The organism is Mycobacterium sp. OAE908, assembly GCF_017872775.1.
In the GTDB taxonomy this organism is placed as follows: domain Bacteria; phylum Actinomycetota; class Actinomycetes; order Mycobacteriales; family Mycobacteriaceae; genus Mycobacterium.
In genome coordinates this window covers 4,929,864-4,955,157 of the sequence record NZ_JAGGJL010000001.1, presented here as the reverse complement: position 1 = coordinate 4,955,157, position 25,294 = coordinate 4,929,864, and the positions used below count along the sequence as shown (strand labels likewise).

General features: G+C 66.4%; 29 protein-coding genes. 9 read left to right on the top strand and 20 right to left on the bottom strand.

The window, feature by feature from the left end:
- Positions 1-29: 29 nt before the first annotated feature.
- From J3E61_RS24460 to J3E61_RS24425, 8 genes are all read right to left on the bottom strand, one after another.
- Positions 30-1,547, bottom strand: a complete 1,518-nt coding sequence (locus tag J3E61_RS24460) for a DUF222 domain-containing protein (protein ID WP_210085286.1) — start codon at positions 1,545-1,547, stop codon at positions 30-32.
- 90 nt (positions 1,548-1,637) lie between these two features.
- Positions 1,638-3,578 (bottom strand): prolipoprotein diacylglyceryl transferase, encoded by a 1,941-nt coding sequence (locus J3E61_RS24455; protein ID WP_210085285.1) that lies wholly within the window; start codon positions 3,576-3,578, stop codon positions 1,638-1,640.
- On the bottom strand, positions 3,575-4,363 hold the full coding sequence (locus tag J3E61_RS24450; protein ID WP_210085284.1) for a tryptophan synthase subunit alpha: 789 nt from the start codon (positions 4,361-4,363) through the stop codon (positions 3,575-3,577). Before J3E61_RS24450 ends, J3E61_RS24455 begins: the two co-directional genes overlap by 4 nt.
- Positions 4,360-5,619 carry a tryptophan synthase subunit beta gene (trpB, locus tag J3E61_RS24445; RefSeq protein WP_192720534.1) on the bottom strand — a complete coding sequence of 420 codons (1,260 nt, stop codon included), beginning with the start codon at positions 5,617-5,619 and terminating at the stop codon, positions 4,360-4,362. Before trpB ends, J3E61_RS24450 begins: the two co-directional genes overlap by 4 nt.
- 3 nt (positions 5,620-5,622) lie before the next feature.
- Positions 5,623-6,441 carry an indole-3-glycerol phosphate synthase TrpC gene (gene trpC, locus J3E61_RS24440; protein ID WP_192720535.1) on the bottom strand — a complete coding sequence of 273 codons (819 nt, stop codon included), beginning with the start codon at positions 6,439-6,441 and terminating at the stop codon, positions 5,623-5,625.
- Positions 6,442-6,512: 71 nt separating this feature from the next.
- Positions 6,513-7,091 (bottom strand): TIGR02234 family membrane protein, encoded by a 579-nt coding sequence (locus J3E61_RS24435; RefSeq protein ID WP_210085283.1) that lies wholly within the window; start codon positions 7,089-7,091, stop codon positions 6,513-6,515.
- On the bottom strand, positions 7,088-8,614 hold the full coding sequence (locus tag J3E61_RS24430; RefSeq protein ID WP_210085282.1) for an anthranilate synthase component I: 1,527 nt from the start codon (positions 8,612-8,614) through the stop codon (positions 7,088-7,090). Before J3E61_RS24430 ends, J3E61_RS24435 begins: the two co-directional genes overlap by 4 nt.
- A gap of 3 nt (positions 8,615-8,617) precedes the next feature.
- A complete protein-coding gene (locus tag J3E61_RS24425; RefSeq protein WP_210085281.1) occupies positions 8,618-9,337 on the bottom strand; it encodes a mitomycin antibiotics/polyketide fumonisin biosynthesis protein in 720 nt (239 codons plus the stop codon).
- Positions 9,338-9,438: 101 nt separating this feature from the next.
- On the opposite strand from J3E61_RS24425, the gene J3E61_RS24420 reads away from it, so the two are divergent.
- The 4 genes from J3E61_RS24420 to J3E61_RS24405 are packed head-to-tail and all read left to right on the top strand — an operon-like array spanning position 9,439 to position 12,659.
- On the top strand, positions 9,439-9,903 hold the full coding sequence (locus tag J3E61_RS24420) for a redoxin domain-containing protein (protein ID WP_192722336.1): 465 nt from the start codon (positions 9,439-9,441) through the stop codon (positions 9,901-9,903).
- Entirely contained in the window at positions 9,903-10,703 is an 801-nt protein-coding gene (locus tag J3E61_RS24415) for an alpha/beta fold hydrolase (RefSeq protein WP_192720539.1), read from the top strand. Before J3E61_RS24420 ends, J3E61_RS24415 begins: the two co-directional genes overlap by 1 nt.
- Positions 10,700-11,848 carry a SpoIIE family protein phosphatase gene (locus tag J3E61_RS24410; RefSeq protein ID WP_192720540.1) on the top strand — a complete coding sequence of 383 codons (1,149 nt, stop codon included), beginning with the start codon at positions 10,700-10,702 and terminating at the stop codon, positions 11,846-11,848. Before J3E61_RS24415 ends, J3E61_RS24410 begins: the two co-directional genes overlap by 4 nt.
- A gap of 13 nt (positions 11,849-11,861) precedes the next feature.
- Complete coding sequence (locus J3E61_RS24405) at positions 11,862-12,659, top strand: ATP-binding cassette domain-containing protein (RefSeq protein WP_192720541.1); 798 nt, start codon at positions 11,862-11,864, stop codon at positions 12,657-12,659.
- Here J3E61_RS24405 and J3E61_RS24400 read toward each other — a convergent pair.
- Entirely contained in the window at positions 12,656-13,441 is a 786-nt protein-coding gene (locus J3E61_RS24400; RefSeq protein ID WP_210085280.1) for an SDR family oxidoreductase, read from the bottom strand. The genes J3E61_RS24405 and J3E61_RS24400 overlap by 4 nt on opposite strands.
- A 132-nt stretch (positions 13,442-13,573) precedes the next feature.
- Here J3E61_RS24400 and J3E61_RS24395 point away from each other — a divergent pair, with 132 nt between their 5' ends.
- A complete protein-coding gene (locus tag J3E61_RS24395; protein WP_210085279.1) occupies positions 13,574-14,089 on the top strand; it encodes a hypothetical protein in 516 nt (171 codons plus the stop codon).
- On the opposite strand, the gene hisI is transcribed toward J3E61_RS24395, so the two are convergent.
- The 8 genes from hisI to hisD are packed head-to-tail and all read right to left on the bottom strand — an operon-like array spanning position 14,086 to position 20,427.
- Positions 14,086-14,433 carry a phosphoribosyl-AMP cyclohydrolase gene (gene hisI / locus J3E61_RS24390; RefSeq protein WP_210085278.1) on the bottom strand — a complete coding sequence of 116 codons (348 nt, stop codon included), beginning with the start codon at positions 14,431-14,433 and terminating at the stop codon, positions 14,086-14,088. The two genes, J3E61_RS24395 and hisI, sit on opposite strands and share 4 nt — an antisense overlap.
- Positions 14,430-15,212 carry an imidazole glycerol phosphate synthase subunit HisF gene (gene hisF / locus J3E61_RS24385; protein WP_210085277.1) on the bottom strand — a complete coding sequence of 261 codons (783 nt, stop codon included), beginning with the start codon at positions 15,210-15,212 and terminating at the stop codon, positions 14,430-14,432. The genes hisI and hisF overlap by 4 nt, the downstream gene beginning before the upstream one ends.
- Positions 15,212-16,027, bottom strand: a complete 816-nt coding sequence (locus tag J3E61_RS24380; protein WP_192720546.1) for an inositol monophosphatase — start codon at positions 16,025-16,027, stop codon at positions 15,212-15,214. Before J3E61_RS24380 ends, hisF begins: the two co-directional genes overlap by 1 nt.
- 7 nt (positions 16,028-16,034) lie before the next feature.
- Positions 16,035-16,769, bottom strand: coding sequence for a bifunctional 1-(5-phosphoribosyl)-5-((5-phosphoribosylamino)methylideneamino)imidazole-4-carboxamide isomerase/phosphoribosylanthranilate isomerase PriA (gene priA / locus J3E61_RS24375; RefSeq protein ID WP_192720547.1), 735 nt, complete (start codon positions 16,767-16,769; stop codon positions 16,035-16,037).
- Between the two features lie 4 nt (positions 16,770-16,773).
- Positions 16,774-17,394, bottom strand: coding sequence for an imidazole glycerol phosphate synthase subunit HisH (gene hisH / locus J3E61_RS24370; protein WP_192720548.1), 621 nt, complete (start codon positions 17,392-17,394; stop codon positions 16,774-16,776).
- Complete coding sequence (gene hisB / locus J3E61_RS24365) at positions 17,391-18,005, bottom strand: imidazoleglycerol-phosphate dehydratase HisB (protein WP_192720549.1); 615 nt, start codon at positions 18,003-18,005, stop codon at positions 17,391-17,393. Before hisB ends, hisH begins: the two co-directional genes overlap by 4 nt.
- Positions 18,002-19,117, bottom strand: a complete 1,116-nt coding sequence (locus J3E61_RS24360; RefSeq protein WP_210085276.1) for a histidinol-phosphate transaminase — start codon at positions 19,115-19,117, stop codon at positions 18,002-18,004. The genes hisB and J3E61_RS24360 overlap by 4 nt, the downstream gene beginning before the upstream one ends.
- The gene (gene hisD / locus J3E61_RS24355; RefSeq protein ID WP_210085680.1) at positions 19,114-20,427 is read right to left on the bottom strand and encodes a histidinol dehydrogenase; all 1,314 of its coding nucleotides are present in this window, start codon (positions 20,425-20,427) and stop codon (positions 19,114-19,116) included. The genes J3E61_RS24360 and hisD overlap by 4 nt, the downstream gene beginning before the upstream one ends.
- Before the next feature lie 84 nt (positions 20,428-20,511).
- Between hisD and J3E61_RS24350 the strand changes: the two genes are divergently transcribed.
- Positions 20,512-20,931, top strand: a complete 420-nt coding sequence (locus J3E61_RS24350) for a nitroreductase family deazaflavin-dependent oxidoreductase (protein ID WP_210085275.1) — start codon at positions 20,512-20,514, stop codon at positions 20,929-20,931.
- A 21-nt stretch (positions 20,932-20,952) separates the two neighbouring features.
- Entirely contained in the window at positions 20,953-21,591 is a 639-nt protein-coding gene (locus J3E61_RS24345; RefSeq protein WP_192720552.1) for a LysE family transporter, read from the top strand.
- Here the strand turns inward: J3E61_RS24345 and J3E61_RS24340 are convergent.
- Positions 21,581-22,219: a maleylpyruvate isomerase family mycothiol-dependent enzyme gene (locus tag J3E61_RS24340; protein ID WP_210085274.1), complete on the bottom strand. Its 639-nt coding sequence runs from the start codon at positions 22,217-22,219 to the stop codon at positions 21,581-21,583. The genes J3E61_RS24345 and J3E61_RS24340 overlap by 11 nt on opposite strands.
- 31 nt (positions 22,220-22,250) lie before the next feature.
- Here J3E61_RS24340 and J3E61_RS24335 point away from each other — a divergent pair, with 31 nt between their 5' ends.
- Positions 22,251-22,688 (top strand): MarR family transcriptional regulator, encoded by a 438-nt coding sequence (locus J3E61_RS24335; protein ID WP_210085273.1) that lies wholly within the window; start codon positions 22,251-22,253, stop codon positions 22,686-22,688.
- Here the strand turns inward: J3E61_RS24335 and J3E61_RS24330 are convergent.
- Positions 22,669-23,703: an alcohol dehydrogenase catalytic domain-containing protein gene (locus tag J3E61_RS24330; RefSeq protein ID WP_210085272.1), complete on the bottom strand. Its 1,035-nt coding sequence runs from the start codon at positions 23,701-23,703 to the stop codon at positions 22,669-22,671. The genes J3E61_RS24335 and J3E61_RS24330 overlap by 20 nt on opposite strands.
- A 63-nt stretch (positions 23,704-23,766) precedes the next feature.
- Between J3E61_RS24330 and J3E61_RS24325 the strand changes: the two genes are divergently transcribed.
- On the top strand, positions 23,767-24,339 hold the full coding sequence (locus tag J3E61_RS24325) for a TetR/AcrR family transcriptional regulator (protein WP_210085271.1): 573 nt from the start codon (positions 23,767-23,769) through the stop codon (positions 24,337-24,339).
- A gap of 246 nt (positions 24,340-24,585) precedes the next feature.
- Here the strand turns inward: J3E61_RS24325 and J3E61_RS24320 are convergent, their stop codons facing one another.
- Positions 24,586-25,056, bottom strand: a complete 471-nt coding sequence (locus J3E61_RS24320) for a hypothetical protein (protein ID WP_192722338.1) — start codon at positions 25,054-25,056, stop codon at positions 24,586-24,588.
- Positions 25,057-25,294 lie beyond the last annotated feature (238 nt).

Genomic DNA, 25,294 nt, shown 5'->3' with positions numbered 1-25,294 from the left:
CCAAATTCCAGGCGCCTACTCGACCGGGCTCAAAACGGCGGTGGCTTGTTGCGCTCAGCGATGCGGTCGTCGTTGAGTTTGCGCTCGGCCTCGATACTGCGTTGCCGGTGGTAATCGCGAGTGTGCTTGCGGCGCGGCATCATCAGGCCGGAGGCCACTCGCGGCGAGCGCACCGGCCCCGCAACGGGCGCGGTGGGCTTGCACAGCGTCGGGAAATGCAGCCTGCTACCTGGATAGGTCGTGTAGGCCTGTCCGCTGGGCGCCCTCCAGATGAAGGTGCCGTCAGGTGACTGTTGGGCCGACCAACCCCAGTAAGTCTTGAGCAGGTGGTGTTTTCGGCACAGACAGCCGAGGTTCGATGCGCACGTGGGCCCAATCGGATACGGGATCGTGTGGTCCAGGTCGCAGCGGTACGCAGGCTCATCACAACCGGGGAAACGGCATGTCAGATCCCGACAGCGTACGAAGTCGGCCAGTTTCCGTGACGGCACATACCTCGGCTCCGGTGGCGCATCCCCAGGATGAATCAGCGGCCGAATCGTAGCAGCGTTCGCGACTTTGGCGGCCAGCAGCGGCGCGGGCATGATCCCGCCACCGATCACCAGCGCAGGATTGGTGTGCGCGGGCCCCGTCTGCGGCTCAGGCGCCGAGACTTCGGCAATCGTCTTCTCCCGCAACGGCTTATCCGCACCGAACGTCGGCGGAGTTTCGCCGTCCAGCTGTACCGGTGTGTCATCTGCCAAGCTGCGCTCCTCGGCGATGACGTGAATGACAGGCCCGCTGGGCGCCGAATTGGCGGTCGCCGAGCATTCCGGATCACCGCATTCGCACGCAAGCCGGTCCGCGCCGATCGCCAACGCGCCCATGGCATCGGAGCGGCGCTGATCAACCGTGCGGGGGTCCTTGTCGCACAAGCCACGGGCCATGTTTAAGAGGCGTTGATTCAGCGCAGCCCCGTAGTGGCCGTACAGCATGCCCTGGACGCTGTCCAGCCCGCTGCCGTCGTTGTTGGGCACGATGTCCAGGTGCCGGCCACGGGAATTAGTCTGCGTGCGCCGCAATGCGCCTGGATCAATCCGGTCCACCCATCTGTCTATCGCCGCCTCGGCCTTGGCCACCGACAGGTCACTCCAGCCCGCGACCTCAGCTGCGATCGCCGCATCCAACTGCGTCCGGGCGTCGGGGTCGCGCACCAGCCGGGTGCGCGAGACGATCGTCGTCACCAATCGATAGGAGATCGTCCCCGACGCGAAGACCTCAGCGACGCGCGGGAGCCGCTCCCGCAAGGCCATCGCCACCAATAATTGGTGCGACGCCACCCCGTGGGAAACGTTCTGCGCCGCGGCCACCTCGGCAGCCACCGCATCCCAATTGTCGAGGCACCACTGGTCGCGCTCGGCCGACCCATCGGCAGACCACCGCGCCGCCAAGACGTCAGCGCTTGCGGCCAACCGCCGCGCGCACGCCGCGTTCTCCACGCACGTCCACGCCCTCACTCCGCCGGCACCAGAAGTACCCGCGGCGGCTGCGACCAGCGATTCGAACATACTTTCGACAATAATCAGCCAAACTGACGTCGCGCCACACGAAAGATCCAGCCTGTGGATGAATTCGCGCTTGGGGATAAACCGCTGTGATCAACGATTACGGCGGAGCCAGCGGCTCAGTCGCCCGCCCGTTCCGTCCGCCGGCTCACCCTCATCGGCCGATTCGGGTTCGAGCTTCGCCTCCTCGAGGACGCCCGTCTTGGGCTCGTCCTCTGCGGCGGAATCGGCCTCATCATCTACCGCTTCGGCTTCCTCGGCGGCCTCTTGTTCGGTGGGCTCGGCCGAAGCCTCTTCTACCGCCGCTTCGGCGGCCTCGGTCTCCGGCTCGTCGGGTTCGGGGTCGTCCGACTCGACGGCGTCGGCTTGCTCCCCGGCCGCCTCGAAATCCGCAGCCGCCTCGATGTCCTCGTCCGGCGCATCCGCCACGGCCTCCGCGAGATCTTCTGCTTCGGCCGCCACCTCCGACAGCGGTTCCTCGGATTCAGCCGTCACTTCATCGGCGACGGCTTCCGCCTCATCGGCAGCCGCTACCTCGGCGTCGTGCACCTCCGGCGCGGCCTGCACCGCCTCGGCCACCTCATCACCCTCGACCGCACCAAGGCCGGCCTCTGGCTCTTCGGCCGCAACCGGCTCTTCGGCCTCGTCGGCCTCTTCTTCGGCCTCGACGTCGTGAACCTCCGGCGCAGCCTCCACCGCCTCGACCACGTCGTCACCCTCGACCGCGCCAAGGCCGGCCTCTGGCTGTTCGGTTTCCTCGGCTTCGGCGGCCACCTCATCCGCAATCGCTTCGGCCTCGTCGGCCGCTTCCACCTCGGCGTCGTGAACCTCCGGCGCGGCGTCCACCGCCTCGGCCACCTCGTCACCCTCGACAGCGCCAAGGCCGGCTTCGGACCCTTCGGTTTCCTCTTCTCCTTCGGCGGCGAACGCTTCGGCGTCTTCCACGCTCTCGGCGGGGACGCCCGCGACGTCAGCGCCGAGCGCTTCAGCATCGGTGGCATCCACGACGTCGCCCGCGGCTTTGGCGTCTTCCTCCTCGGCATCGCCAGCGGCCTTCGCGGCGGCCACCACCCCGGTCGTCGCGGCCACGGCGGTCAACTCTTTCGTGGCCAACGTCGCGAGGTCGTCCTCCACCTTCGGCTTACCGACAAGCGACGCAGGATCCTCGCGGCCTTTCGGCGCGACCATGATGTACACCACCGCGCCGATGAACACGAACGTCGACGTGAACGAGTTCACCCGAATGCCGTCGACAGGCATGTAGGCGGCGTCGCTGCGCATCAACTCGATCCAGAACCGACCAATGCAGTAGCCCGCCACATACATCGCGAACAGCCGACCGTGGCCGATCTTGAACCGGCGATCGAGGTAGATCAGCGCCGCGAAAACCAGGAGATTCCAGAGCAATTCGTACAAGAACGTCGGATGGACCACCTGCTGCAACTGACCCGTCGACACACCGTTCAACGTGTCCAGCGCACCGCTGGCATCGCGCCGCTCGTAGATCTCCAGGCCCCACGGCAGCGTCGTCGGCCTGCCGAACAACTCCTGGTTGAAGTAATTGCCAAGTCGCCCAATGGCCTGCGCCAGAATGATTCCCGGCGCGATCGCGTCAGCGAATGCCGGCAACGGAATGCCGCGGTGCCGACAACCGATCCACGCCCCGACGCCGCCCAGCGCCACTGCACCCCAGATGCCTAGGCCGCCGTCCCAGATCCGGAAGGCTCCAGCGAGACCTGCCCCGTCTTCGCCGAAATAAGTTCGCCAGTCGGTGATGACGTGATAGAGCCGCCCACCGACCAGCCCGAAAGGCACCGCCCACAGCGCGATGTCGTAGACGACGGCGCCGTGATCCTCGTCGGACCAGGCTCCCTCGCGCGGACCACCGCGTGCTTCCCACCGCCGTTGGCCGAGCACGAGCGCCACCACGATGCCGATGATGATGAACAGCGCATACGCCCGAATAGGTATCGGACCGAGATGCCACACGCCCTGTGGCGGACTCGGAATGTAAGCCAGGTAAGTCGTCGTCACGCAGTAATCCTCTGCCGCACACCGTCGGCGAGTTCCTCGGTCAACGACCGCACCGCCGGGATACCGTCCTTCAACGCCGACACCAACGCCGACCCCACAATGACACCGTCCGCGTAGGCGCCGATCTCCGCCGCCTGTTCACGGGACCGCACCCCCAAACCGACGCCGACCGGAATGTCGGAAACCGCCTTCACCCGGCGCACCAGTTCGGGCGCCGCCACCGAAACCGCATCGCGTGCGCCGGTGACGCCCATTGTCGAAGCGGCATAGACGAATCCGCGCGACGCGTTGGCCGTCTCCGCCAATCGCTGCGGTGTCGACGACGGCGCGACGAGAAAGATCCGATCCAGGTCGCGGGCTTCGGAAACCTCGATCCATTCCGAAGCCTCGTCGGGAATCAAGTCCGGTGTGATCATTCCGAGCCCGCCGGCAGAGGCCAGGTCTCGCGCGAATGCATCTATGCCCCAACGCAACACCGGATTCCAATAGGTCATGACCACAGCGCGACCGCCGGCCTTGCTGATCGCCTCCACCGCCGTCAGCGCGTCGCGCACCCGCACCCCGCCCTGCAACGCGGCCTCGGTAGCCGCGGCGATCACGGGCCCGTCCATCCCCGGATCCGAGTATGCGATCCCGACTTCGATGATGTCGCAGCCAGATTCGACCATGGCTGTCATCGCCGTAATCGACGTCGGCACATCGGGAAAGCCGGTCGGCAGATATCCGATCAGCGCCGAGCGGCCCTCGTCACGACATGCGGAAAACAACAAGGCAAGCCGGCTCATGACGCACCGTCCAGAAGCCCGAACCACTTGGCGGCGGTCTCGACATCCTTGTCACCGCGGCCCGACAGGTTCACCAGGATGATCGACCCGCGGCCCAGCTCGACGCCGAGTTTCAACGCACCCGCCACCGCGTGCGCGGACTCGATCGCCGGGATGATGCCCTCGGTTTTGCACAACACCGAGAACGCGTCCATCGCCTCGGTGTCGGTGATCGGCCGATACTCCGCGCGGCCGGTGTCCTTCAGAAACGCATGCTCGGGCCCGACGCCCGGATAGTCCAAACCTGCTGAGATCGAATGCGATTCGATCGTCTGGCCGTCTTCGTCCTGCAGCAGATACGAGAATGAGCCCTGGAACGCCCCCGGTGAGCCACCGGTGAACGTCGCGGCGTGGCGCCCGGTTTCGACACCGTCGCCCGCCGCCTCGTAGCCGATCAGCCGCACGCCGGGATCGTCGATGAACGCGTGGAAGATGCCGATCGCATTCGACCCGCCACCCACACATGCCGTCACCGCGTCGGGCAACCGCCCCGCCTGCTCGACGATCTGCACGCGCGCCTCCAACCCGATGACGCGCTGGAAGTCACGCACCATGGTCGGGAACGGATGCGGGCCCGCCGCAGTGCCGAAGCAGTAGTAGGTGTCGTCCGCGTTGGTGACCCAGTCGCGGAACGCTTCGTTGATGGCGTCCTTCAACGTCTTCGAGCCTGCTTCGACGGAAACGACCGTCGCACCCAGCAGCCGCATCCGCGCCACGTTCAGTGCCTGTCGCGCGGTGTCGATCGCGCCCATGTAGATCACGCACTCGAGACCCAACAGCGCGCACGCCGTCGCGGTCGCCACTCCGTGCTGTCCGGCACCGGTTTCGGCGATCACTCGGGTCTTGCCCATCTGGCGCGCCAGCAGGGCCTGCCCCAGCACGTTGTTGATCTTGTGAGATCCGGTGTGGTTGAGGTCTTCTCGCTTCAGGAAGATCCGCGCGCCCCCGGCCTGGTCGCTCAACCGGGACGCCTCGTACAGCGGCGACGGCCTGCCGCTGTAGTGGCGCTGCAGCCGGTCCAACTCATCGAGGAAAACCTGGTCGCCGCGGGCCTTTTCATAGGCGGCGGTGACCTCCTCGATCACCGTCATCAACGCCTCGGGAACAAACCGCCCGCCGTAGACACCGAAATGCCCACGCGCATCGGGGTCGTGCACAGTCGGTTCGGCTACCGCAGCGCTGGAACGCGGCAACTCCGGGCCGGCGAGGTCCGCCACGTGTCAGCGCGCGGGTTTGGGGCACGACGGATGCGTGCCTGCGGTGACCAGATCGGCAACGGCGCTGCGGGGATCGCCACTGGTGACCAGCCCCTCGCCGACGAGCACCGCGTCGGCGCCGGCACCGGCGTAAGCGAGCAGATCAGCAGTGCCGCGTATTCCGGACTCCGCGATCCGAATGATGTTGCTCGGCAGCCCCGGCGCAATCCGGGCGAAGCAATCACGGTCGACCTCAAGCGTCTTGAGGTCGCGGGCGTTGACACCGATGACCTTCGCGCCCGCCTGCAGAGCGCGATCCGCCTCTTCCTCGGTGTGCACCTCGACAAGCGCCGTCATTCCCAGCGATTCGGTGCGGTCAAGCATCGGCTCCAGCACCGACTGCTCCAGCGCCGCGACGATCAGCAGCAGCATGTCCGCGCCGTGCGCGCGCGCTTCGTGGATCTGATACGGCCTGACGATAAAGTCCTTGCGCAACACCGGGATTGACACTGCTGCGCGCACCGCGTCGAGATCGTCGAGTGAGCCGTTGAACCGGCGCTGCTCGGTCAGCACGCTGATGACGCGCGCCCCGCCGTCCTCGTACGCGCTGGCGAGCTTGGCAGGATCGGAGATCGTCGCCAGCTCCCCGCGGGACGGGCTCGCGCGCTTCACTTCCGCGATCACGCCGATGCCCGGTTCACGCAGTGCAGCCAGTACATCCAACGGCGGCGGTGCATCCTTGGCCATCTGCTTGATCTCGGTGAGAGATACGACGGCCTCACGGGCGGCTACGTCGGCGCGAACTCCCTCGATGATGGAGTCGAGCACAGTCGCCGAACTCATACCCGCCGTAGTCCTTCCATAGAGCGCGCTTGATCTTCCACGAAGGGTAGCCGCCACCACAGCACGATCGATCACCGACCCTTGTTGTCCGGATCCGTCGGGTCTCGCCCCTCGTCGAGGGCGTCCCAGATGGCCCGCTCGGACGGCGCGGTGGCCTGCTCCTCCGCCTGCGCGCTGCGACGTTCGTAACGCGCAGCCTCGGGCTTGGCCCTGGCCGCGGAACGCACCAGCAGCACCGCCGCCGACAGCGTCACGACCGCGGCCACCAACGTGACGATGGCGCCCCCGTAGTGGCGCTGAGTGCTGACCAGATTTGTGATCGGCACGTCGGCGAGATGAGCGGCCCGTGGCGCGACGTCGCGGATCACCCACAGGCCGATGGCCAGGTAAGCCATCAGCGCGCTGGCCGCGGCGACGAGCACCGCGAACAACCGCAGCGGCCAGCCGCGCACCGCCAGCGCAGCCACCGCGGCCGCCAGCAACAGCACCGCGAGCGGCACCAGCGCTGTCGACCACGCAGCCCCGGTCAGGGCCGTGGTTTTCGGCTGGCCGAGCCCGTCGAACGACTGCACATTGACCCACGCCATCCGCGACGCCACCCACAGCGCCCCGGCGGAGGACAGCAACAGCAGCTGAGCCAGCCGGATCACGGCTCGGTCAGCGTTTCGGCCGCGGCGATCGCGTTCAGCACCGCCTTGGCCTTGTTCGCCGCCTCGGTGTACTCGTACGGGCCGTTGGAGTCGGCCACGACTCCCCCGCCTGCCTGCACGTACGCGGTGCCGCCCCGCATCAACGCCGTGCGGATCGCGATCGCGAAGTCGGCGTTTCCCGCGAAGTCCAGATAGCCGAGCACCCCGCCGTACAGGCCGCGGCGGGTCTTCTCGACCTCTTCGATCAGTTCCATCGCGCGCACCTTCGGTGCGCCGGACAGCGTGCCCGCCGGGAAGCACGCCGTCACCGCGTCCAACGCCGTCTTGTCGGGCGCGAGCTCCCCGTGCACCGTCGACACGATGTGCATGACGTGGCTGTAGCGCTCGATGTGGCTGTAGTCCTCGACACGCACCGTGCCGGGTCTGCAGACCCGCCCCAGATCGTTTCGCCCCAGATCGACGAGCATCAGGTGCTCGGCGCGTTCCTTGTCGTCGTGCAACAGCTCCTTCTCGAGCAGTGCGTCCTCTTCCTCGGTCGCACCACGCCACCGCGTGCCTGCGATCGGATGCGTCGAGGCCCGACCGTCCTTCACCGTGACCAGCGCCTCGGGGCTGGAGCCAACGATCGAAAAGTCCAGTCCGCCTTCATCATTGGGGACGTTCAGCAGATACATGTAGGGGCTCGGGTTGCTTACCCGCAACATCCGGTAGACGTCGAGCGGATCCGCGTCGGTGTCCATCTCGAATCGCTGCGAAGGCACCACCTGGAACGCCTCGCCCGCCTCGATGTCGCCGACGAGCTTCTCGACGATGCGCGTGTACTCCTCGACCGTGCGCTGCGAGCGGTGCAGCGGCTCGGGCCTGCTGAACGTCGCGACCGTCGACGGCAGATGTTCGGACAGCGCGGCCGTCATCACGTCCAGGCGCTTAACCGCATCGTCGTACGCCCAGTCCACGCGCTCGTCCGTGCCGTTCCAATTCACCGCGTTGGCGATCAGCGTGATGGTGCCCTCGTGGTGATCGACGGCGGCGATGTCGGTAGCCAGCAGCAGCAGCATGTCCGGCAGCCCGAGGTCGTCGACGGCCAGCGACGGCAGCCGCTCCAACCGCCGGACCATGTCGTAGGCGAAGAACCCGACCAGGCCGGACGACAGCGGCGGCAGGCCGGGCACCGGCTCGGTCTTCAGCAGCTCCAGCGTCGCGCGCAGGGCCTGCAGCGGGTCGCCGCCGCGCGGTGCGTCGTTCGGTGTCGTGCCCAGCCATACCGCCTCGCCGTCGCGCACCGTCAGGGCCGACGGCACGCCCGCGCCGATGAACGACCATCGCGACCATGAGCGACCGTTTTCGGCCGACTCCAGCAAGAAGGTCCCCGGCCGGTTGGCGGCCAGCTTCCGGTACGCCGAGAGCGGGGTCTCGCTGTCGGCCAGCACCTTGCGCGTCACCGGCACCACGCGATGCTCGGCAGCCAGCGCCCTGAAGTCCTCGCGGGAGGTGGTGGTCGCGAGATTGGCGGCGGTTTGCACGCGTCAATCCTCCCAGACGCATCCCAACGCCGAAGACGACGCAGGCGTCAACGGGGTGGTCAGCATGACGGGCGCCTGAGCCATGAAGCGGGGCATACGGCCGCGGTGCACGTCGGCGGCGTGAGCCGTGAACGGGTGCAGGAGGTACATGTCGCCGGGCTCGCCCGTCGCGTAGGCCACCGGGCGCGTTGCGCTCGCCTCGTCGACGATGCGGCCCATCTCAGCCAGCGCGACAGGTTCGTCGGACAGCGCCAGGGCGACGTCGCGATGCGAACCGATGCGAATCCGAGTCGGTGCGTCGTCGGGGCCGACCTCGGACAGCAGTGTCAGCACCAGCACCGTGTGCGGTCGTCCCGTCACCGCCCACGACCCGTCTGGCTGCAGTGTGTTGGCGTCGATATGCCAGCCCCGGTCATCGTCTGACGGCGCTACCGGGAACCGCACGGGCACATTGCCCAGCGCACCGCGTGGCAACCAGCCGCCCGTCCCGCAGATGCGGTCCAGCGCCTCGGCCAACGCAGGACTGCGCGCGAGCACGCCGAACGGGCCGGCCCCCGTCTGGTCAGATGCCCACAACACAGGCGCCGACCATGTGTCGGGTTCATCGGGCGACAGATTCAGCTGCTTCCACAGTTCGGCGCGCGCAGCGTCGGCGACCGCCCGCGGCGCGGCCGCTTCGAGCTTGACGTAGCCGTCGGATACGAACGCCTCGAGGTTGACCATCGCGACGAGGCTGGCACGACAACAAAGCACGGCGCCAATGGTTTTCGTCGCAGCGATATTTGCCCGGGCCACCGCTGGGCGTAGCGTGAACGGCCATGACCATCAAGCAGGGTGACCAGGTAACCGATTTCGAACTGCCGGATCAGACAGGCACCGTACGAAGCCTCACCGAGTTGCTCGCCGACGGCCCGATCGTACTGTTCTTCTACCCCGCGGCGATGACGCCGGGTTGCACCAAGGAGGCCTGTCACTTCCGTGACCTGGCATCGGAGTTCGCAGCCGTCGGCGCCAGCCGCGTCGGGATCAGCGCCGATGCGGTCGAGAAGCAGGCGAAGTTCGCCGACAAGCAGAACTTCGACTATCCGCTGCTCTCGGACACCGAAGGCACCGTCGCCACCCAGTTCGGCGTCAAGCGCGGCCTGCTCGGCAAGTTCATGCCCGTCAAGCGGACCACCTTCGTGATCGACACCGACCGCACTGTGCTCGACGTGATCGCCAGTGAGTTCGGCTTCGAGTCCCATGCCGACAAGGCGCTGGAGGTGTTGAGGCAGCGGCAATCGGCGTGATGGCAGCCCGCAGCCGCAACAACGTCAACATCGTCGGGTCCGACGATGCGCCGACAATCGTGCTGGCCCACGGATTCGGCTGCGACCAACAGCTGTGGCGACTTGTCGTACCCGAACTTGTTCCCAACTTCCGGGTTGTGCTCTTCGATCATGTCGGGTCAGGCGCCGCCGAGCCGGCCGCCTGGGACGCGGAGCGATACGGATCTCTTCAGCAATACGCTGACGACATTCTCGAGATCTTGTCCGAGCTCGACCTACGCGATGTGACGTTCGTCGGGCACTCCGTGGCAGCGATGATGGGAGTGCTTGCGGTGGCCGCAGATCCGAGTCGGTTCGCAAAGCTGGTGCTCTTGACCCCGTCGCCGTGTTACATCGATGACGGCGACTACCATGGCGGCTTCTCACGCAGTGACATCGACGAACTTCTTGAATCGCTGGAGAGCAATTACCTCGGTTGGTCCCGTGCCATGGCGCCGGTGATCATGGGCGCACCCGAACACCCCGAGCTCGCAGACGAACTCACCGACAGTTTTTGCCGGACCGACCCCGAATGCGCCCGTGTGTTCGCGCACGCGACATTTCTCTCCGACAACCGGGGCGATCTGAGCCGCGTTACGGTGCCTGCGCTGGTGATCGAATGTGAACAGGATGCCATTGCCCCACGGGAAGTCGGGGCCTACGTGCACCGGCACATCGAAGGCAGCGAACTCGTCACGCTGAACACCACAGGCCACTGTCCGCACCTAAGCGCCCCGGAAGTCACCGCCAGGGCCATAGTGGCCTTCGCCGGTGCCCCGTGAATATTGCCGACCTCTACGAGAACTCACCATGCGGATACATATCCGCGGGTGCCGATCGCCGGATAATTGCGGTCAATACGACGCTGTCACGATGGCTGGGTTACGAGCCGGATGCACTGACCGGTAAGCCCTTCACCGATCTGCTCACCGCGGGCAGCCGCATCCATTACGAGACACATTTTGAACCGTTGCTGCAGATGAACGGCGAAATATCTGGTATCACAGTGGATTTGGTTACTTCGATCGGCACACGGCTGCCTGTCTTCTTCACCGCCAACGTCAAGGCAGACGCTGACGGACACATCGAGCTACTGCGGATTGTCGTTCAAGACGCCAGCGATCGTCGCTCTTATGAGCGCGAACTGCTCGAAGCGCAACGCGAGGCCGAACTCGAGCGAGCGAGGACTCAAGTACTGGCGCGGACGTTGCAGCGCTCACTGCTGCCGCCGACGTTATCGCCATCCGAAGGTCTAGAGGCGCGCGCCTACTTCCACGCCGCCTCGCCCGACGAGGTGGGTGGCGACTTCTACGACTTGTTCGCACTGCCGCACGACAGATCGGGGTTCTTCATCGGTGACGTCTGTGGCAAGGGCGCCAATGCCGCGGCGCTCACATCGCTGACCCGATACACGCTGCGCGCGGCCGCGGTCATCGACGGCGACCCAGTGACGGTGTTGCACAACCTCGACACGGTGTTCCACCAGGAAGTGCTCAGCCGCTCCATGCGGTTCTGCACTGTGATTTTCGGAGTGCTGACTCGATGCGAGGATGGGTTCGACGTCCACCTCGCGAATGGTGGGCATCCACCTGCCCTTCTACTCAGCGCCGACGGCGCCGCACATTTCGTGGACCTCGTTGGCGGTCAAGCCGTTGGCATCTCCTCGGCTCCGCGTTTCACCTCGACCCACATCCGTCTCACCGCCGGCGACACGCTTGTGCTCTACACCGACGGTCTTACGGAAGCACGCACCGGAGTTGCCAGTCAGCGTCTCGGTGACGATGCATTGCTCGAGTTGGCTTCGGCCCATTCCCCCGCCTCGGCCGCGACGATCGTCAACGCACTACGTTCGGTTCTGGAGGGGCTGGGCGAGGGTGTCGAAGACGACGCAGCAGTTCTGGCGATAGGCGTGCCCCCGCGGGCCTAGTAGCGTGCGAGTCGTGACGCCGGTCCTGGAACTCGTGGACGTGACGTTTCGCCGCGACGGCAAGCAGATCATCGACGGCATCTCGCTGACGGTGCACGCGGGTGAGCACTGGGCACTGTTGGGTCCCAACGGTGCGGGCAAGAGCACACTGCTCGGCTTCTGCGCAGCGGTCATGTTCCCCACGTCGGGCAGCGTGCGCATCCTCGGCGCGCAGATGGGCCGCGTCGACCTGGCACAGCTGCGGCATTCGATCGGCCATGTGAACCCGCGACACCGTCTGCAATACGCGCTGACTGTGCGCGACGTGGTGCTCACCGGCATCACCGCGACGATCGACCTGCCGAACCGGTGGACGCCGAGCGCCGACGAACTGCGCCGCGCCGACGACATGATCGCCACCGTCGGCCTGTCGCGCAGAGCCGACGACGTCTGGCCAACCCTGTCTCAGGGTGAGCGCGGCCGCACTCTCATTGCGCGAGCGCTGATTTCGGATCCGAAGCTGCTGCTGCTCGACGAACCCACCACCGGTCTCGACCTGGCAGCTCGCGAGCAGCTACTGGAAACCATCGACACGCTTGACGAGACGCACCCGGAGGTTGCCTCGATCCTGGTGACCCACCATCTCGAGGAGCTGCCGACCACCACGACCCATGCGCTGCTCATCGCCGAAGGCCGCACGGTCGCGGCAGGGCCGGCACGGGAGACGGTGACGACCGAGAATGTCACCGCGGCGTTCTCACATCCCATCGAGGTCCGTTTCGACGAGGGCAGGTGGATGGCCCGCACGAAGGCCACCCGCATCGACGTCTAACCGCCAAGCGTGCCGATGGTGAAACACGATGTGCGGCCGCCGTCGACCACCAGGTTGGCTCCCGTGATGTAGCCGGCCTCGTCCGACAGCAGGAATGCGACGGCCGCCGCGATGTCCCCGGCCTGACCGAAACGGCCCAGCGGGATGGTCGACTCGTTCTCGGCGCGCTCTCGGGCCGGGTCGGGCGAGGCTTCGAATTCGGCTGTCAGCATGGGGGTTTCGGTGGTGCCCGGCGAAATACTGTTGACGCGAATACCGTATCCGGCGAGTTCTGCGGCGAAAGCGCGCGTCATCGCCAGCACGCCACCCTTGGTCGCGGTGTAGCCGACGTAGCCTTGCTGACCGAGGATTCCGAGTTCAGAGCCGGTGACGACGATGGCGCCGCCGCCCCGCGGAATCATCCGTCGCGCGGCCTCGCGCACCACGTAGAAGCTGCCCGAGAGGTTGATGTGAAGCTGCCGCAGCCAGTCGTCGTCGGAGAGCGAGATCGCGGGGCCGACGATCGAAATGCCAGCGTTGCTGAAGACCGCGTCGACGGGACCGAGCGTCTCGGCGCGATCGAACGCGGCGGCCACCTGGCGTGCGTCTGCGACATCGGCCGCGATGGCGAGCGCGGACGACCCGGTATCGCGGCATACGGCCGCCGCCTCGTCGAGGTCGTCACCCGGCAGGGCGACGAGTGCAACGGCAGCGCCCTCTCCCGCGAGTTTGAGCGCCGTGGCGCGACCGATTCCAGAACTGGCGCCAGTGACGAGGGTGATCCGATCAGCGAAGCGAGGCATCGTCACAGTGTGGCGTCTCGGCCGAACGTGAGCCCGTTGACGAGAAGATCGCCAAATGTCGAGCGGTAACGAACGTTAGGCGCGATCGGCGTTTTACACTTCGCCAGCGAACCGAACAGGAAGGGGCTGAGCGTGTCGAGAAGTGGATCGCCGACGATGAAGGCGTTGCACTTGGTCGGAGAGATCGGGGTCTTCGCCGCCGTGGTGTGGCTCGTCGTGGTGCGCCACATCGTCGCGATGTCCACCGACGCGGAAGACGCCGTAAACGCGTTGGCCTGCGCGGCGCTTGGCGGGTGTTTCCTATTGGAGGCAGCAGGCGCGCCGACCCTGACGCGAAAGGTCCGGGATGGCTGGATTGGCCGCACGCTCATCGCCGGCTTCCGCACGTTCAATGGCAGACACGAAAAGTTCGTCGCAAAGTTTCGAGCCGGACTTGTCGGTTGGGGCTCGGCGTGCCTTGTCTGTGGCGTGCTGTCGTCGGGACTGTTGGCCGCGGTCCTCCTCGTCCCTGGCGTGCGTCGCGGGCCGCAATTGCAGCAACCGTTGTCCGCGGCGGGAGGCGTGTTCTTGGGGCTGACCCTGATCACCATCGGGGTCGTCTATCTGCGGTGCCGACGCATTTTGGCCACGCCAGCGGAGCGCGCCTAATCCTCCGGACTGAGCAGGACGTCGGCGTCGAAGCACGTGTGATCGCCGGTGTGGCATGCGGCGCCGACCTGATCGACCTCGAGCAGGACGGTGTCGCCGTCACAGTCCAGCCGCACCGAATGCACGTGCTGAGTGTGACCCGACGTCTCGCCCTTCACCCACTGCTGCTGCCGCGAACGCGAATAGTAAGTGGCCCTTCTGGTTTCGAGTGTGTGGGCCAGCGCTTCGTCGTCCATCCACGCCACCATCAGCACCTGACCGGTACCGCGTTCCTGCACCACCGCGGTGAACAACCCGTTTGCGTCTCGTTTCAGCCGCGACGCGATGCCTGCATCCAGCGTCACCTCACCACGATCCCTTCCGATGCCATCGCCGCCTTCACCTGGCCGATGGTCAACTCCCCGAAGTGGAACACGCTGGCGGCCAGCACGGCGTCGGCTCCTGCAACAACCGCGGGCGCGAAATGTTCCACCGCACCCGCGCCGCCGCTGGCGATCACCGGAACCGATACCGCGCCACGGACGGCCCGCAGCATCTTCAGGTCGAAACCGGCCTTGGTGCCGTCGAAGTCCATCGAGTTGAGCAGGATCTCCCCCACGCCGAGTTCGGCGCCACGTGTGGCCCATTCGATCGCGTCGATGCCGGTGCCTCGCCTGCCGCCGTGCGTGGTGACCTCCCAGCCCGATGCGGTCGGCGGCTCGCCTTCCGGCACGGTGCGCGCGTCGACGGAAAGCACGATGCATTGGGAGCCGAACTGGCGCGACAGCTCGCCGAGCAGTTCGGGGCGGGCGATCGCCGCGGTGTTGACCGACACCTTGTCCGCTCCGGCCCGCAGCAGCGCATCGACGTCTTCTACCGAGCGCACACCGCCTCCCACAGTGAGCGGGATGAACACCTGCTCGGCGGTGTGCTTGACGACCTCCAACATCGTCGCCCTGCCTGCCGAGGACGCGGTAACGTCGAGGAAGGTCAGCTCGTCGGCGCCCTCCTTGTCGTAGCGGGCAGCCAGTTCGACGGGATCGCCTGCGTCACGCAGGTTTTGGAAGTTGACACCCTTGACCACCCGGCCGTCGTCAACATCCAGGCACGGGATGATCCGCACCGCAAGGTCTTTGGGATCCATCAGTAACTCCCCGGATCACCGGCGGAATTCAGGATCTCGAGGAGCTCGCCGTGCACGCCAGGCGCCCCGACGACCGCCGAACGTGATTTCGTGGTCCACGCGCTGCCGTCGAGGTCGGTGACCACGCCCCCCGCTGAACGCACCAGCGCGACGCCGGCCGCGTGATCCCACACATGGGCTCCGAAACTTATTGCGCCGCCCAGGATTCCGGCCGCCGTGTAGGCGAGATCGATGCCCGTCGCACCATGCATCCGCATTCGCGAGCACGATCGGCTCAGATTCTCGATCACTGCGAGCCGGTAACGGCCCGGTACCCGGCCACGGGAGTCGATGTTGAAGGTGCTGAGTCCCACGATGGAGTCAGACAGCTTCGACGGCTGCAGCCGTGGCTGCTCGATGCCGCTACTGCGCAGCGGTTTACCGACGACTGCGGTGAACCGCTCGCCGGTGAACGGCACCCAGGTCAACCCGGCGACGGGTTCGCCGTCGCGGACCAGGCCGAGCAGGATTGCCGCCATCGGTGAGCCCGCGGCGTAGTTGAATGTGCCGTCGATCGGGTCGAGCACCCACACCAGCGGAGAATCGACGTCGGCGCCGCCGAATTCTTCGCCGTGCACCTCGATGCCGGTCTTGGTGGTCAGCGCCTCGACCACCTGCCGCTCGATCGCCAGGTCGACCTCGGTGGCGAAGTCGTTGCCTTTCTTCTGCACCGCGGAGTCGGCACGGTGGCCGTCGATGAACGGCACGGCTGCGGCATCGAGGATGGCGGCGGCCTCGTACACCAGTGCGTCGAGGTCGGTGTCGTCCAGTGCCATCGGCGGCCTACTGCGCTACCGCGGCCAGCGCCTGCGGCAGCGTGAATCGTCCGGCGTACAGCGCCTTTCCGACGATCGCACCTTCTACGCCGCGGTCGACCAGGGTGGCGATGGCGCGAAGGTCGTCCAGGCTGGAGACTCCGCCGGAGGCGATCACCGGCGCGTCGGTGCGCTCGGTGACCTTGCTGAGCAGTTCGAGGTTGGGACCGTTGAGCGTGCCGTCCTTGGTGACATCGGTGACGACGAATCGCGAACATCCTTCGCGATCAAGGCGTTCCAGCACATCCCAGAGGTCGCCGCCGTCGGTTTCCCAACCGCGGCCACGGAGTCGGTGCTCGCCGTCAACGATTTTGACGTCCAGGCCGACGGCGACCTTCTCGCCGTGTTCGGCGACGACCTTGGCGCACCACTGCGGGTTCTCCAGCGCCGCGGTGCCGAGATTGACGCGGGCACATCCGGTGGCCAGCGCCGCGGTCAGCGAATCGTCGTCACGGATGCCGCCCGACAGTTCGACGGCGACGTCGAGCTTGCCGACCACTTCGGCCAGCAGGTCGCGGTTGGAGCCGCGGCCGAACGCGGCGTCGAGGTCGACGAGGTGAATCCATTCGGCGCCGTCGCGCTGCCATGTCATGGCGGCATCCAGCGCCGAGCCGTAGTCGGTCTCGCTGCCTGCCTGGCCCTGCACCAAGCGGACAGCCTTGCCGTCAACGACGTCGACAGCGGGCAACAGAATCAAAGACACGGGCTCAACCTAGTGCTCCGACCCAGTTGGTCAGCAATTCGGCTCCGGCGTCGCCGCTCTTCTCCGGGTGAAACTGCGTGGCGGACAGGGGTCCGTCCTCGACGGCGGCGAGGAACGGCACGGTGTGGGTGGCCCAGGTCAATAGCGCGTCTTGGTCGCCCTCCCACTGCTGGGCGGCATAGGAGTGCACGAAGTAGAACCGGGTGGTGGAGCCGATGCCCTTGAACAGGGTCGATCCCGCAGGCGCGTCGACGACGTTCCAGCCCATGTGCGGAATGACCGGGGCGTCCAGTCGCACAACGGCGCCCGGCCACTGCCCGCAGCCGGTGGTCTGCTGGCCGAACTCCACCCCGCGCGCGAACAGGATCTGCATCCCGACGCAGACACCGAGCACCGGTCGGCCTGCCGCGACGCGGTCGGCGATGATCTTGTCCCCGCTGATCTTTCGCAGCCCCGTCATGCACGCCTCGAACGCGCCGACGCCCGGCACCATCAGTCCGTCGGCGGTCATCGCCGCGTCGACGTCGGCAGTGACCTCGACGTCGGCGCCTACCCGCTGCAGCGCCCGCTGCGCCGAGCGCAGATTGCCCGAGCCGTAGTCGAGCACGACGACTTTCTTTGTCACAGCGTGCCTTTGGTCGAGGGCACACCGCTGACCCGGGGGTCGTACTCGACGGCCTGGCGCAGCGCGCGGGCCACGGCCTTGTACTGCGCTTCGGTGATGTGGTGCGGGTCGCGACCGTAAAGCGTGCGTACGTGCAACGCGATGCGGGCGTTGAACGCCAGCGATTCGAAGACGTGCCGGTTGACCACGGTGTGGTACGGCGCGGCCGAACCGGCGATCGTGAACTCCACCATGAACTCCGGCTCGCCGGTGTGCACGAAATACGGCCGCCCCGATACATCGACGGCCGCGTGCGCGAGCGTCTCGTCCATCGGGATCCACGCGTCGCCGAACCGGCGGATGCCCTTCTTGTCGCCGAGCGCCTGACCGAGCGCCTGACCAAGCACGATCGCGGTGTCCTCGATGGTGTGGTGGCCCTCGATCTCGATGTCGCCCTTGGCCTGCACGCTCAGGTCGAAGCTGGCGTGGCTGCCCAGCGAGGTCAGCATGTGGTCGAAGAACGGCACGCCGGTGTCGATGTCGACGATGCCGGTGCCATCGAGGTTCAGCTCGACGACGATGTCGGATTCCTTGGTCTTGCGCTCGATTCTCGCGCGACGTGGCTCGGTCACTGTGCTCCTATTTCGGCGCTCGCCTTGAGCAGCGCATCGTTCTCCTCGGCCAGCCCTGTGGTGGCGCGCAAGTATCCGGGAATGCCGACGTCGCGTATCAGGATGCCGGCGTCGAGGTAGCGCTGCCAGGTCGCGGGCGCGTCGGCGAACTCGCCGAACAGCACGAAGTTGGCGTCGCTGGGAATGACCCGGAAACCCATGTCGGTCAAGGCTTCTGTGACGCGATCGCGCTCGGCGATCAACTTCGCGACGCTACCCAGCGTGTCGTCGGCGTGGCGCAGCGCGGCGCGAGCGGCCGCCTGGGTGACCGACGACAGGTGGTACGGCAGGCGCACCAGCAGCATCGCGTCGATGACTGCAGGCGCGGCGATCAGATAACCGAGCCTGCCGCCGGCGAACGCGAACGCCTTGCTCATCGTGCGCGTGACGACCAGCTTGGTCGGATACTCGTCGATGAGCTTGACCGCACTCGGCTGCGAGGAGAACTCGCCGTAGGCCTCGTCCAGGATCAGGATGCCCTTGGGCTGAGACGACAGAGCGTCGAGCAGCCGACTCAGCTCGTCCAGCGGAACGCTTTGTCCGGACGGGTTATTCGGGCTGGCAACGAACACGATGTCGGGGCTGTGTTCGTGTATGGCGGCAACAGCCACCTCCACGTCGAGGCCGAAGTCCTCGGCGCGGTTCGCCACCAGCCATGCCGTCTGCGTGCCGTCCGAAATGATCGGATGCATCGAATACGACGGCACGAAGCCGATCGCGCTGCGGCCCGGTCCGCCGAACGCCTGCAACAGCTGCTGCAGAATCTCATTGGAACCGTTTGCCGCCCAGAGGTTCTCGACGCTCAGGTCGGTACCCGTCTGCGCGCTCAGGTAGGCGGCCAGGTCAGTACGCAAGGCCACCGCATCACGGTCGGGATAGCGGTGCAGATCGCCTGCGACCGCCTGCACCGAAGCCGTCACGTCGTCGATCAGGGCCTGGGTGGGTGGATGCGGGTTCTCGTTGGTGTTGAGCCGCACCGGAACGTCCAATTGGGGTGCGCCGTAAGGCGATTTGCCGCGCAGGTCCTCACGCAGCGGCAGGTCGGCAAGCGTCACCTTCTTGCCTACCGTCACCTTTCGAACCTCCGCCGCACCGCTTCGCCATGTGCCGGCAAGTTTTCGGCCTGGGACAAGGTGATGACGTAGCCGGACACATCCTTCAGCGCAGCCTCGTCATAGTCGACGACGTGGATGCCCTTGAGGAAGGTCTGCACGGACAAGCCGCTCGAGTGCCGTGCGCAGCCGGCAGTGGGTAGCACGTGGTTGGAGCCGGCGCAGTAGTCGCCGAGGCTGACCGGCGAATACGCTCCGACGAAAATCGCTCCCGCCGAACGGATTCGGTTGGCCACTTCGCGTGCTTCGTCCGTCTGGATCTCCAGGTGTTCGGCGGCGTACGCGTTGACCGTGCGCACCCCGGCGTTGATGTCGTCAACGAGGACGATCGCCGACTGCTTGCCGGTCAGCGCTGTGGTCACTCGCTCGCGGTGCACAGTCGTCTCCAGCTGGTTGGCCAGCTCGCGGTCGGTCGCGTCGGCCAGCGTCACGCTGTCGGTGACGAGCACGCTGGCTGCCATCTCGTCGTGTTCGGCCTGGCTGATCAAGTCCGCTGCGACGTGCGCGGGGTCTGCGGTGTGGTCGGCGAGGATCGCGATCTCCGTCGGCCCGGCTTCCGCGTCGATGCCGACCTGCGAACGGCAGATCCGCTTGGCGGCGGTGACGTAGATGTTGCCCGGTCCGGTGATCATGTCGACGGGCGCGAGCTCGGCACCGTCGGTGTCGGTGCCGCCGTATGCCAGCAGCGCGATGGACTGCGCACCGCCAACCGCCCACACTTCGTCGACACCCAGCAGCTTGGCGGCGGCCAGGATGGTCGGATGCGGCAAGCCGCCGAACTCGGCCTGCGGCGGGCTGGCGATCACCAGCGAGTCAACGCCCGCGATCTGGGCGGGCACCACGTTCATCACCACACTCGACGGGTAGACGGCGTTGCCGCCCGGCACGTAGAGGCCGACGCGCTCCACGGGCACCCAGCGTTCGGTGACCGTCGCGCCGGGCGCGAGGGTGGTCGTGGTGTCGGTGCGCCGTTGGTCGGCGTGCACGGCGCGGGTCCGGTCGATGGCCACCTGCAACGCCGCGCGCACATCTGCGTCGAGTGCGGCCAGTGCGCCGTCCAGCTCGCTCGCCGGTACCCGCACAGTTGCGGGCCGAACGCCGTCGAAGGATTGGCCGTAGTCGAGGGCGGCCTCTGCGCCCCGCTCGGCGACCGCGTCGACGATCGGGCGCACGGTAGGCACCACCGCGTCCACGTCAACGCCGCCGCGTGGCAACGCGGCACGCAGCTGCGCCGCGCCGAGGGCGCGGTTGCGCAGGTCGATGCGGGTCATCCTGATCGGGGTCATCGACTCGATTGTCCCTGATCGGGCTATCCGAACAAAAATCCATTACCGATGACGGCTACATTCATCGTCATGGCCGCTGCATCTCGTAAAGACCATCCCAATAACGCGCCGGGTGTGCCGATGGTGTTTCCGGTCGCCGTGGAGAACTTCCAGGTCAAGTACTTCAACCCGATCATCAAGCCGATCGCGAAGTTTCTGCCGGGAATGTCGACCATCGCCCACCGTGGCCGCAAGTCGGGCAAACAGTATGAAACCGTCGTCACCGCGTTCCGCAAGGGCAACCAGGTGGCGATTGCCCTTGGCCACGGGAAGACGGACTGGGTGAAGAACGTGCTGGCCGCGGGCGAGGCCGACCTGCGCTTCGTCCGCAAAGAAGTGCATCTGACAAATCCGCGGATCGTCCCGGCGGGCAGCAGCGCCGAGGGGCTGCCGTTCATGGCTCGAGTGCAGGCGAAAAACGTCGCGATCTTCGTCGCCGATATCGCTTGACCACGCTGACAGACTGACCTCATGGCGTGGGAAGTCTGGCTGACGTTTTTTGGCGCGGCGATCGCGATCAGCGTGTCTCCTGGCGCGGGTGCCATTCAATCGATGGCGACCGGCCTTACGCACGGGGTGCGGCGCGGCTACTGGAGCATCCTCGGGCTCGAGGTCGGGCTGATGCTGCAACTCGCGCTCGTAGCGATCGGGCTCGGTGCCGCGGTTGCCAATTCGATCCTGGCGTTCAACATCATCAAATGGATCGGCGTGGCGTATCTGGTGTATCTGGCTGTGCGCCAATGGCGTACAGCGACCATCGATCTCCGCGAGCAGGTCAGCAAGGCGATGGACGGCGGCCGCGTCGCGCTGCTGGTACGCGGATTTCTCGTCAACGCCACCAACCCAAAGGGTTTGGTGTTCTTTCTCGCGGTGCTGCCCCAGTTCGTGGTGCCGACGCAACCGCTGCTGCCGCAATATCTCGCCGTCGGCGTGACGATGGTCGCGGTCGACCTCGTCGTCATGGGCCTCTACACCGGCCTGTCGGTACGACTGCTGAAGTGGCTGCAGACGCCGCGCAAGCAAACGATTCTGAACCGGGTGTTCTCCGGATTGTTCGCCACCGCGGCGGTGGTGCTTTCGCTGGTACGCCGCGGTGTGGCTACGGTCTGACGTGCGCGGTCAGCGCTTCGACCCCCGGGCCGGACAGTTGCCGTAGCCCCGCCTGCCGCCCGGTCAGCACCAGCAGGAGCGCGGAAATGGGTCCGGTGATTTCGGGGCCCTCGCCCGCGGACCAGTCGATATCGGTTGCGACGTAACGGAACTGCTTGAGGTCGCGCTTTGCGCCGAACGGCCACCCCATCGTCCACACCCGCTCGGTTCCGGCGCGGGCTGCTTCCAGCGGCATGTCGCGCGCGAGTCCGAGCGGAATCGCGATGTCCTGGCCGTGCACCAGGATGTCGAACACGATGTTGCGGTAGTTGGTCCCTGGTGGCAGCCGCCGCGACGCGGCATGCTCACGCAACTCGGCGACCAGGTCGACGCCCGGTTGCTCGGCGTGGCGCACCGATACGTCGTGGTTGAGCTTGTGGAACCGGCCCCCGGCGCGCACGGCTTCGACCACCATGGTCAATGGGCTCGGCGGCTGGGGGGCAAGGGCGACGTGGGCGGTGACGTCCCTGACCCGCCACCCGTCGCATAACGACGGCGAGTTCCATTGGTCCTCGGTGAGCCCCTCGAGCAGGTCGGCCAGGCTGAGGCGCTCCCGTTCGATTACCCGCCAACTGGTTTCGGCGTCCACCGTTCGTATAGTAGTCAGGTATCCTGACTATATGCAAGAACCCCCGATCAACTTCGGTCTGCTGCTGTTCATCCCCTACCGGCATATGGAGAGCCGAATCCTGCAGGCCATCAAGGACGCCGGGTTCGATGACGTGACACTGGCCCAGGCTCGCGTCTTTCAGCGCATCGCGCCCGGTGGGTCGCGACTCACCGACCTGGCCGAGCAGGCCCAGATGACCAAGCAGAGCGCCGCCGGCCTCGTCGACGAACTCGAGCGCATGGGCTACGTGCGTCGAGTGCCGGATCCCAGCGACCGGCGCGCCCGGCTCATTCAAATCGACAAACGCGGCTTGCAGGCCGGCAAGGCCGCGCAAGAGGCACACGACGCCATTGCGGCCGAGTGGCGCTCACACCTCGGCATCCGACGTTTCGGCCAGCTGCGCGAGGCACTCGAAGACCTCCGCGCGATCACCGATCCGTTCGCGTGAACACCGTCTTGCCCGTCATCGCGGGCCACGCCTGCGGCGCGTCCTCCCACGCCACGACCCTGTCGACGGCCGGGGCGAGATCGCAATGCGCCGTTAGCAATTCGAGGATCTCCGGTATCACGGCGCGGGCGTTGACCCGGCCCGTGACGAATCGCAAACCGCGGGTGTACATCGAAAGCAGCGGCATCTCGACCGCGCCTTGGTAGTAGATGCCGGTGTCGGTGCACACCCCGTCGGGCCAGGTGGCGCGCATCGTCGCCGCGAGCACCGCGGGATCGGCCGTGGTGTGCACGGTGATCGGGTACGGGTCCCACGACTTGTCCGGCTTCGATCGGTCATGGCTCGTGGCGCCCAACTTCTCGGCCATGGCCAGTCGCTGCGGGTCGGTGTCCACATAGTCGACCTGCGCGCCGTAGGCCGAGGCAAAGGCGGCGGCATACAACCCGATCGACAGGCGGCCAGCCACCAGCACACGACGCTCGGCGGGGTCGAGTGCGGCCAGCTCCGCACGATATGGACCGATCGCGCGCCAGCCGTCGGGGATGTTGTCCGACAACGACGCGATGGCCACCGGGTCGACACCGTCGGGCAGCGGAACCAGCATCGCGTCCGCATAGGGCACCAGCAGCAGGTCGGCCATGAACCCGCCGCCATCGAGGCCCGCCAACGGCGCCATGCCGTACATCGCCATCAGCGGCAGCGACGCACACGACCCCGTCGCACCGCGACGGCACGCCACGCACGTGCCGCAGCTGATCTGGAACGGCACGACGACCCGGTCGCCCACCTTGACGCTGTGGACGGTGTCACCGATGGCCACGACCTCGGCGACCCCCTCATGGCCGACGGCGTGCCCGGGCGGCATCGGCAACCGTCCCTCGGCGACCGCGACGTCGAGGTCGCAACACGCCACGGCCACCGGGCGCACGATCGCCTGTTCTGGTGTGGTGATCTGCGGATCGGGCGCGTTTCGCCAGGCGTATTCGCCTGCGGCCTCGAACATCAGCTGGTGCATGGCAGACCTTTCTTTAGCGACCTTTCAAGTATTGTTGAGCGATCTTTCAAGTAAAGTCAAGGCATGCCTCGCCCGGATCGAAGCCGCGCCGCGCTGCTGGACAGCGCCGCCCTGCTGTTCCGCAGGCAGGGGTACGCCGCGACCGGGGTCAACCAAATCCTGGAGTCCGCTGACGTCAAGGCGGGCTCGCTGTATCACCACTTCCCCGACGGCAAGCAGGAGCTCGCCGCTGCTGTCGTGGACACTGTCGGCGCCGACATCGAGCGACGGTTGCGGTCCTTCCTCGACAGCGACCTGGCGGTCGCCGACATCGTCGAAGGGTGGATCGATTTGATGAGCGCCGGGCTGAGCTCCGATCATCGCGACGGCTGCCCCATCGAGCCCATCGCCACCGAGTCGGTCAACGCCAGCCCACAGGTGCGCGACGCGTCGGCGCGGGCGTTCGGCGGCTGGCGTTCGGCCGTCGCGGACCGGCTACGCCGCGACGGCTGGCCCGACGACGACGCACAGCAGACCGCGCTCGCCGTGATCGCGCTCCTCGAAGGCGCGCTGATCCTCTCGCGGATCGCCGGCGACGCCGCCGCACTGAGTGCCGCCAAGGCGGCCGCGCGCACTCTGCTCAGCCCGGCGAGCTAAGCCAACGCGTAGGTGAGTTCGACGTCCGCTCGCCGAGGCGGCGATCGCTCGGGAAAATGCACTGGCGCTTTTCCCGCGTTTCGCGTAAATTAACGAATCCGTCAAGCGGTGGCGTTCCCAATGACCAATGCCGCGGCGTCGCCGCCGTGTCGGATACAGTTAGCCAGTTCGCCAAATACGTTTACGTTGTCTTTTGACCCAGTAAAAGCGGCTTGAATGCCTGTCGTCGGACTGTTGCTAATTTCGTTATTTGCACAGTTCGGTGAGCTTGGTGTTGGCCGCGTCGGCTTCCTTTAATCGCGCTGCCTGCTCCGGCTGGGAGTTCGGTGACCCTGCGGTGGCGTTCGCGCCGATGTCCATCAACAAATTGGCAAACTTTTTCACCGTGTCCGTGAGATCTGGCGGGGTAGCCGGGTCGAGGCGGGTCAGCAGGTATTGGCCGCCGTCGTACAACGAGATCCTGGCATTGGCCGCCACCGCCAGGCTGCCGGTGACATCCTCCGGGCCACCGGGCGCTTGCAGATTGGTGTTGAGCGACACGCCCTTACGCACCACATCGGTCGCGGTGCAGATCTTCTGCTTCGCGTCGGCGCGCTGTGCGCCGGAGTAGTTCGGCGAGTCCGGCGTGCCTTCGCGCAGCATTCGAATCAGCAGCCAACCCGACAGCACGGCCGCGACGAGGGCGATGACGAGGGTGACGGCAAGCAGGATCTGCATCGAGCGCGACCCCCCACCATGCGGATACACGACGGTGGACTCATCATCTGCTCGCTGCGCCATGAGGGGATAGTAGCGGCGCCACCTTCGAACAAGCGCCGGGCTGCCCCCGCGAGTCGCTGGACGACGGTTTCGCTGTGCGGTTTGCAGCCATATTTGAATTACCGCCGTCAAAAGCCTTTCGGACCCTCGGAAAAGTGATAAATATGTTGCTCAGATTGGTATTGCAATTAGCCAG

Excerpts from the sequence above, each read along its gene's own strand:
- J3E61_RS24450 (WP_210085284.1), bottom strand. The coding sequence starts at position 4,363 with ATGAGCCGGCTTGCCTTGTTGTTTTCCGCATGTCGTGACGAGGGCCGC.
- J3E61_RS24345 (WP_192720552.1), top strand. The coding sequence starts at position 20,953 with ATGGCGTGGGAAGTCTGGCTGACGTTTTTTGGCGCGGCGATCGCGATC.
- J3E61_RS24460 (WP_210085286.1), bottom strand. The coding sequence starts at position 1,547 with ATGTTCGAATCGCTGGTCGCAGCCGCCGCGGGTACTTCTGGTGCCGGC.
- J3E61_RS24350 (WP_210085275.1), top strand. The coding sequence starts at position 20,512 with ATGGCCGCTGCATCTCGTAAAGACCATCCCAATAACGCGCCGGGTGTG.
- J3E61_RS24380 (WP_192720546.1), bottom strand. The coding sequence starts at position 16,027 with ATGGCACTGGACGACACCGACCTCGACGCACTGGTGTACGAGGCCGCC.
- J3E61_RS24425 (WP_210085281.1), bottom strand. The coding sequence starts at position 9,337 with ATGGTCAACCTCGAGGCGTTCGTATCCGACGGCTACGTCAAGCTCGAA.
- J3E61_RS24415 (WP_192720539.1), top strand. The coding sequence starts at position 9,903 with ATGGCAGCCCGCAGCCGCAACAACGTCAACATCGTCGGGTCCGACGAT.
- J3E61_RS24335 (WP_210085273.1), top strand. The coding sequence starts at position 22,251 with ATGCAAGAACCCCCGATCAACTTCGGTCTGCTGCTGTTCATCCCCTAC.
- J3E61_RS24320 (WP_192722338.1), bottom strand. The coding sequence starts at position 25,056 with ATGCAGATCCTGCTTGCCGTCACCCTCGTCATCGCCCTCGTCGCGGCC.
- J3E61_RS24325 (WP_210085271.1), top strand. The coding sequence starts at position 23,767 with ATGCCTCGCCCGGATCGAAGCCGCGCCGCGCTGCTGGACAGCGCCGCC.
- trpC (WP_192720535.1), bottom strand. The coding sequence starts at position 6,441 with ATGAGTTCGGCGACTGTGCTCGACTCCATCATCGAGGGAGTTCGCGCC.
- J3E61_RS24330 (WP_210085272.1), bottom strand. The coding sequence starts at position 23,703 with ATGCACCAGCTGATGTTCGAGGCCGCAGGCGAATACGCCTGGCGAAAC.
- hisD (WP_210085680.1), bottom strand. The coding sequence starts at position 20,427 with ATGACCCGCATCGACCTGCGCAACCGCGCCCTCGGCGCGGCGCAGCTG.
- hisF (WP_210085277.1), bottom strand. The coding sequence starts at position 15,212 with ATGGATCCCAAAGACCTTGCGGTGCGGATCATCCCGTGCCTGGATGTT.
- J3E61_RS24400 (WP_210085280.1), bottom strand. The coding sequence starts at position 13,441 with ATGCCTCGCTTCGCTGATCGGATCACCCTCGTCACTGGCGCCAGTTCT.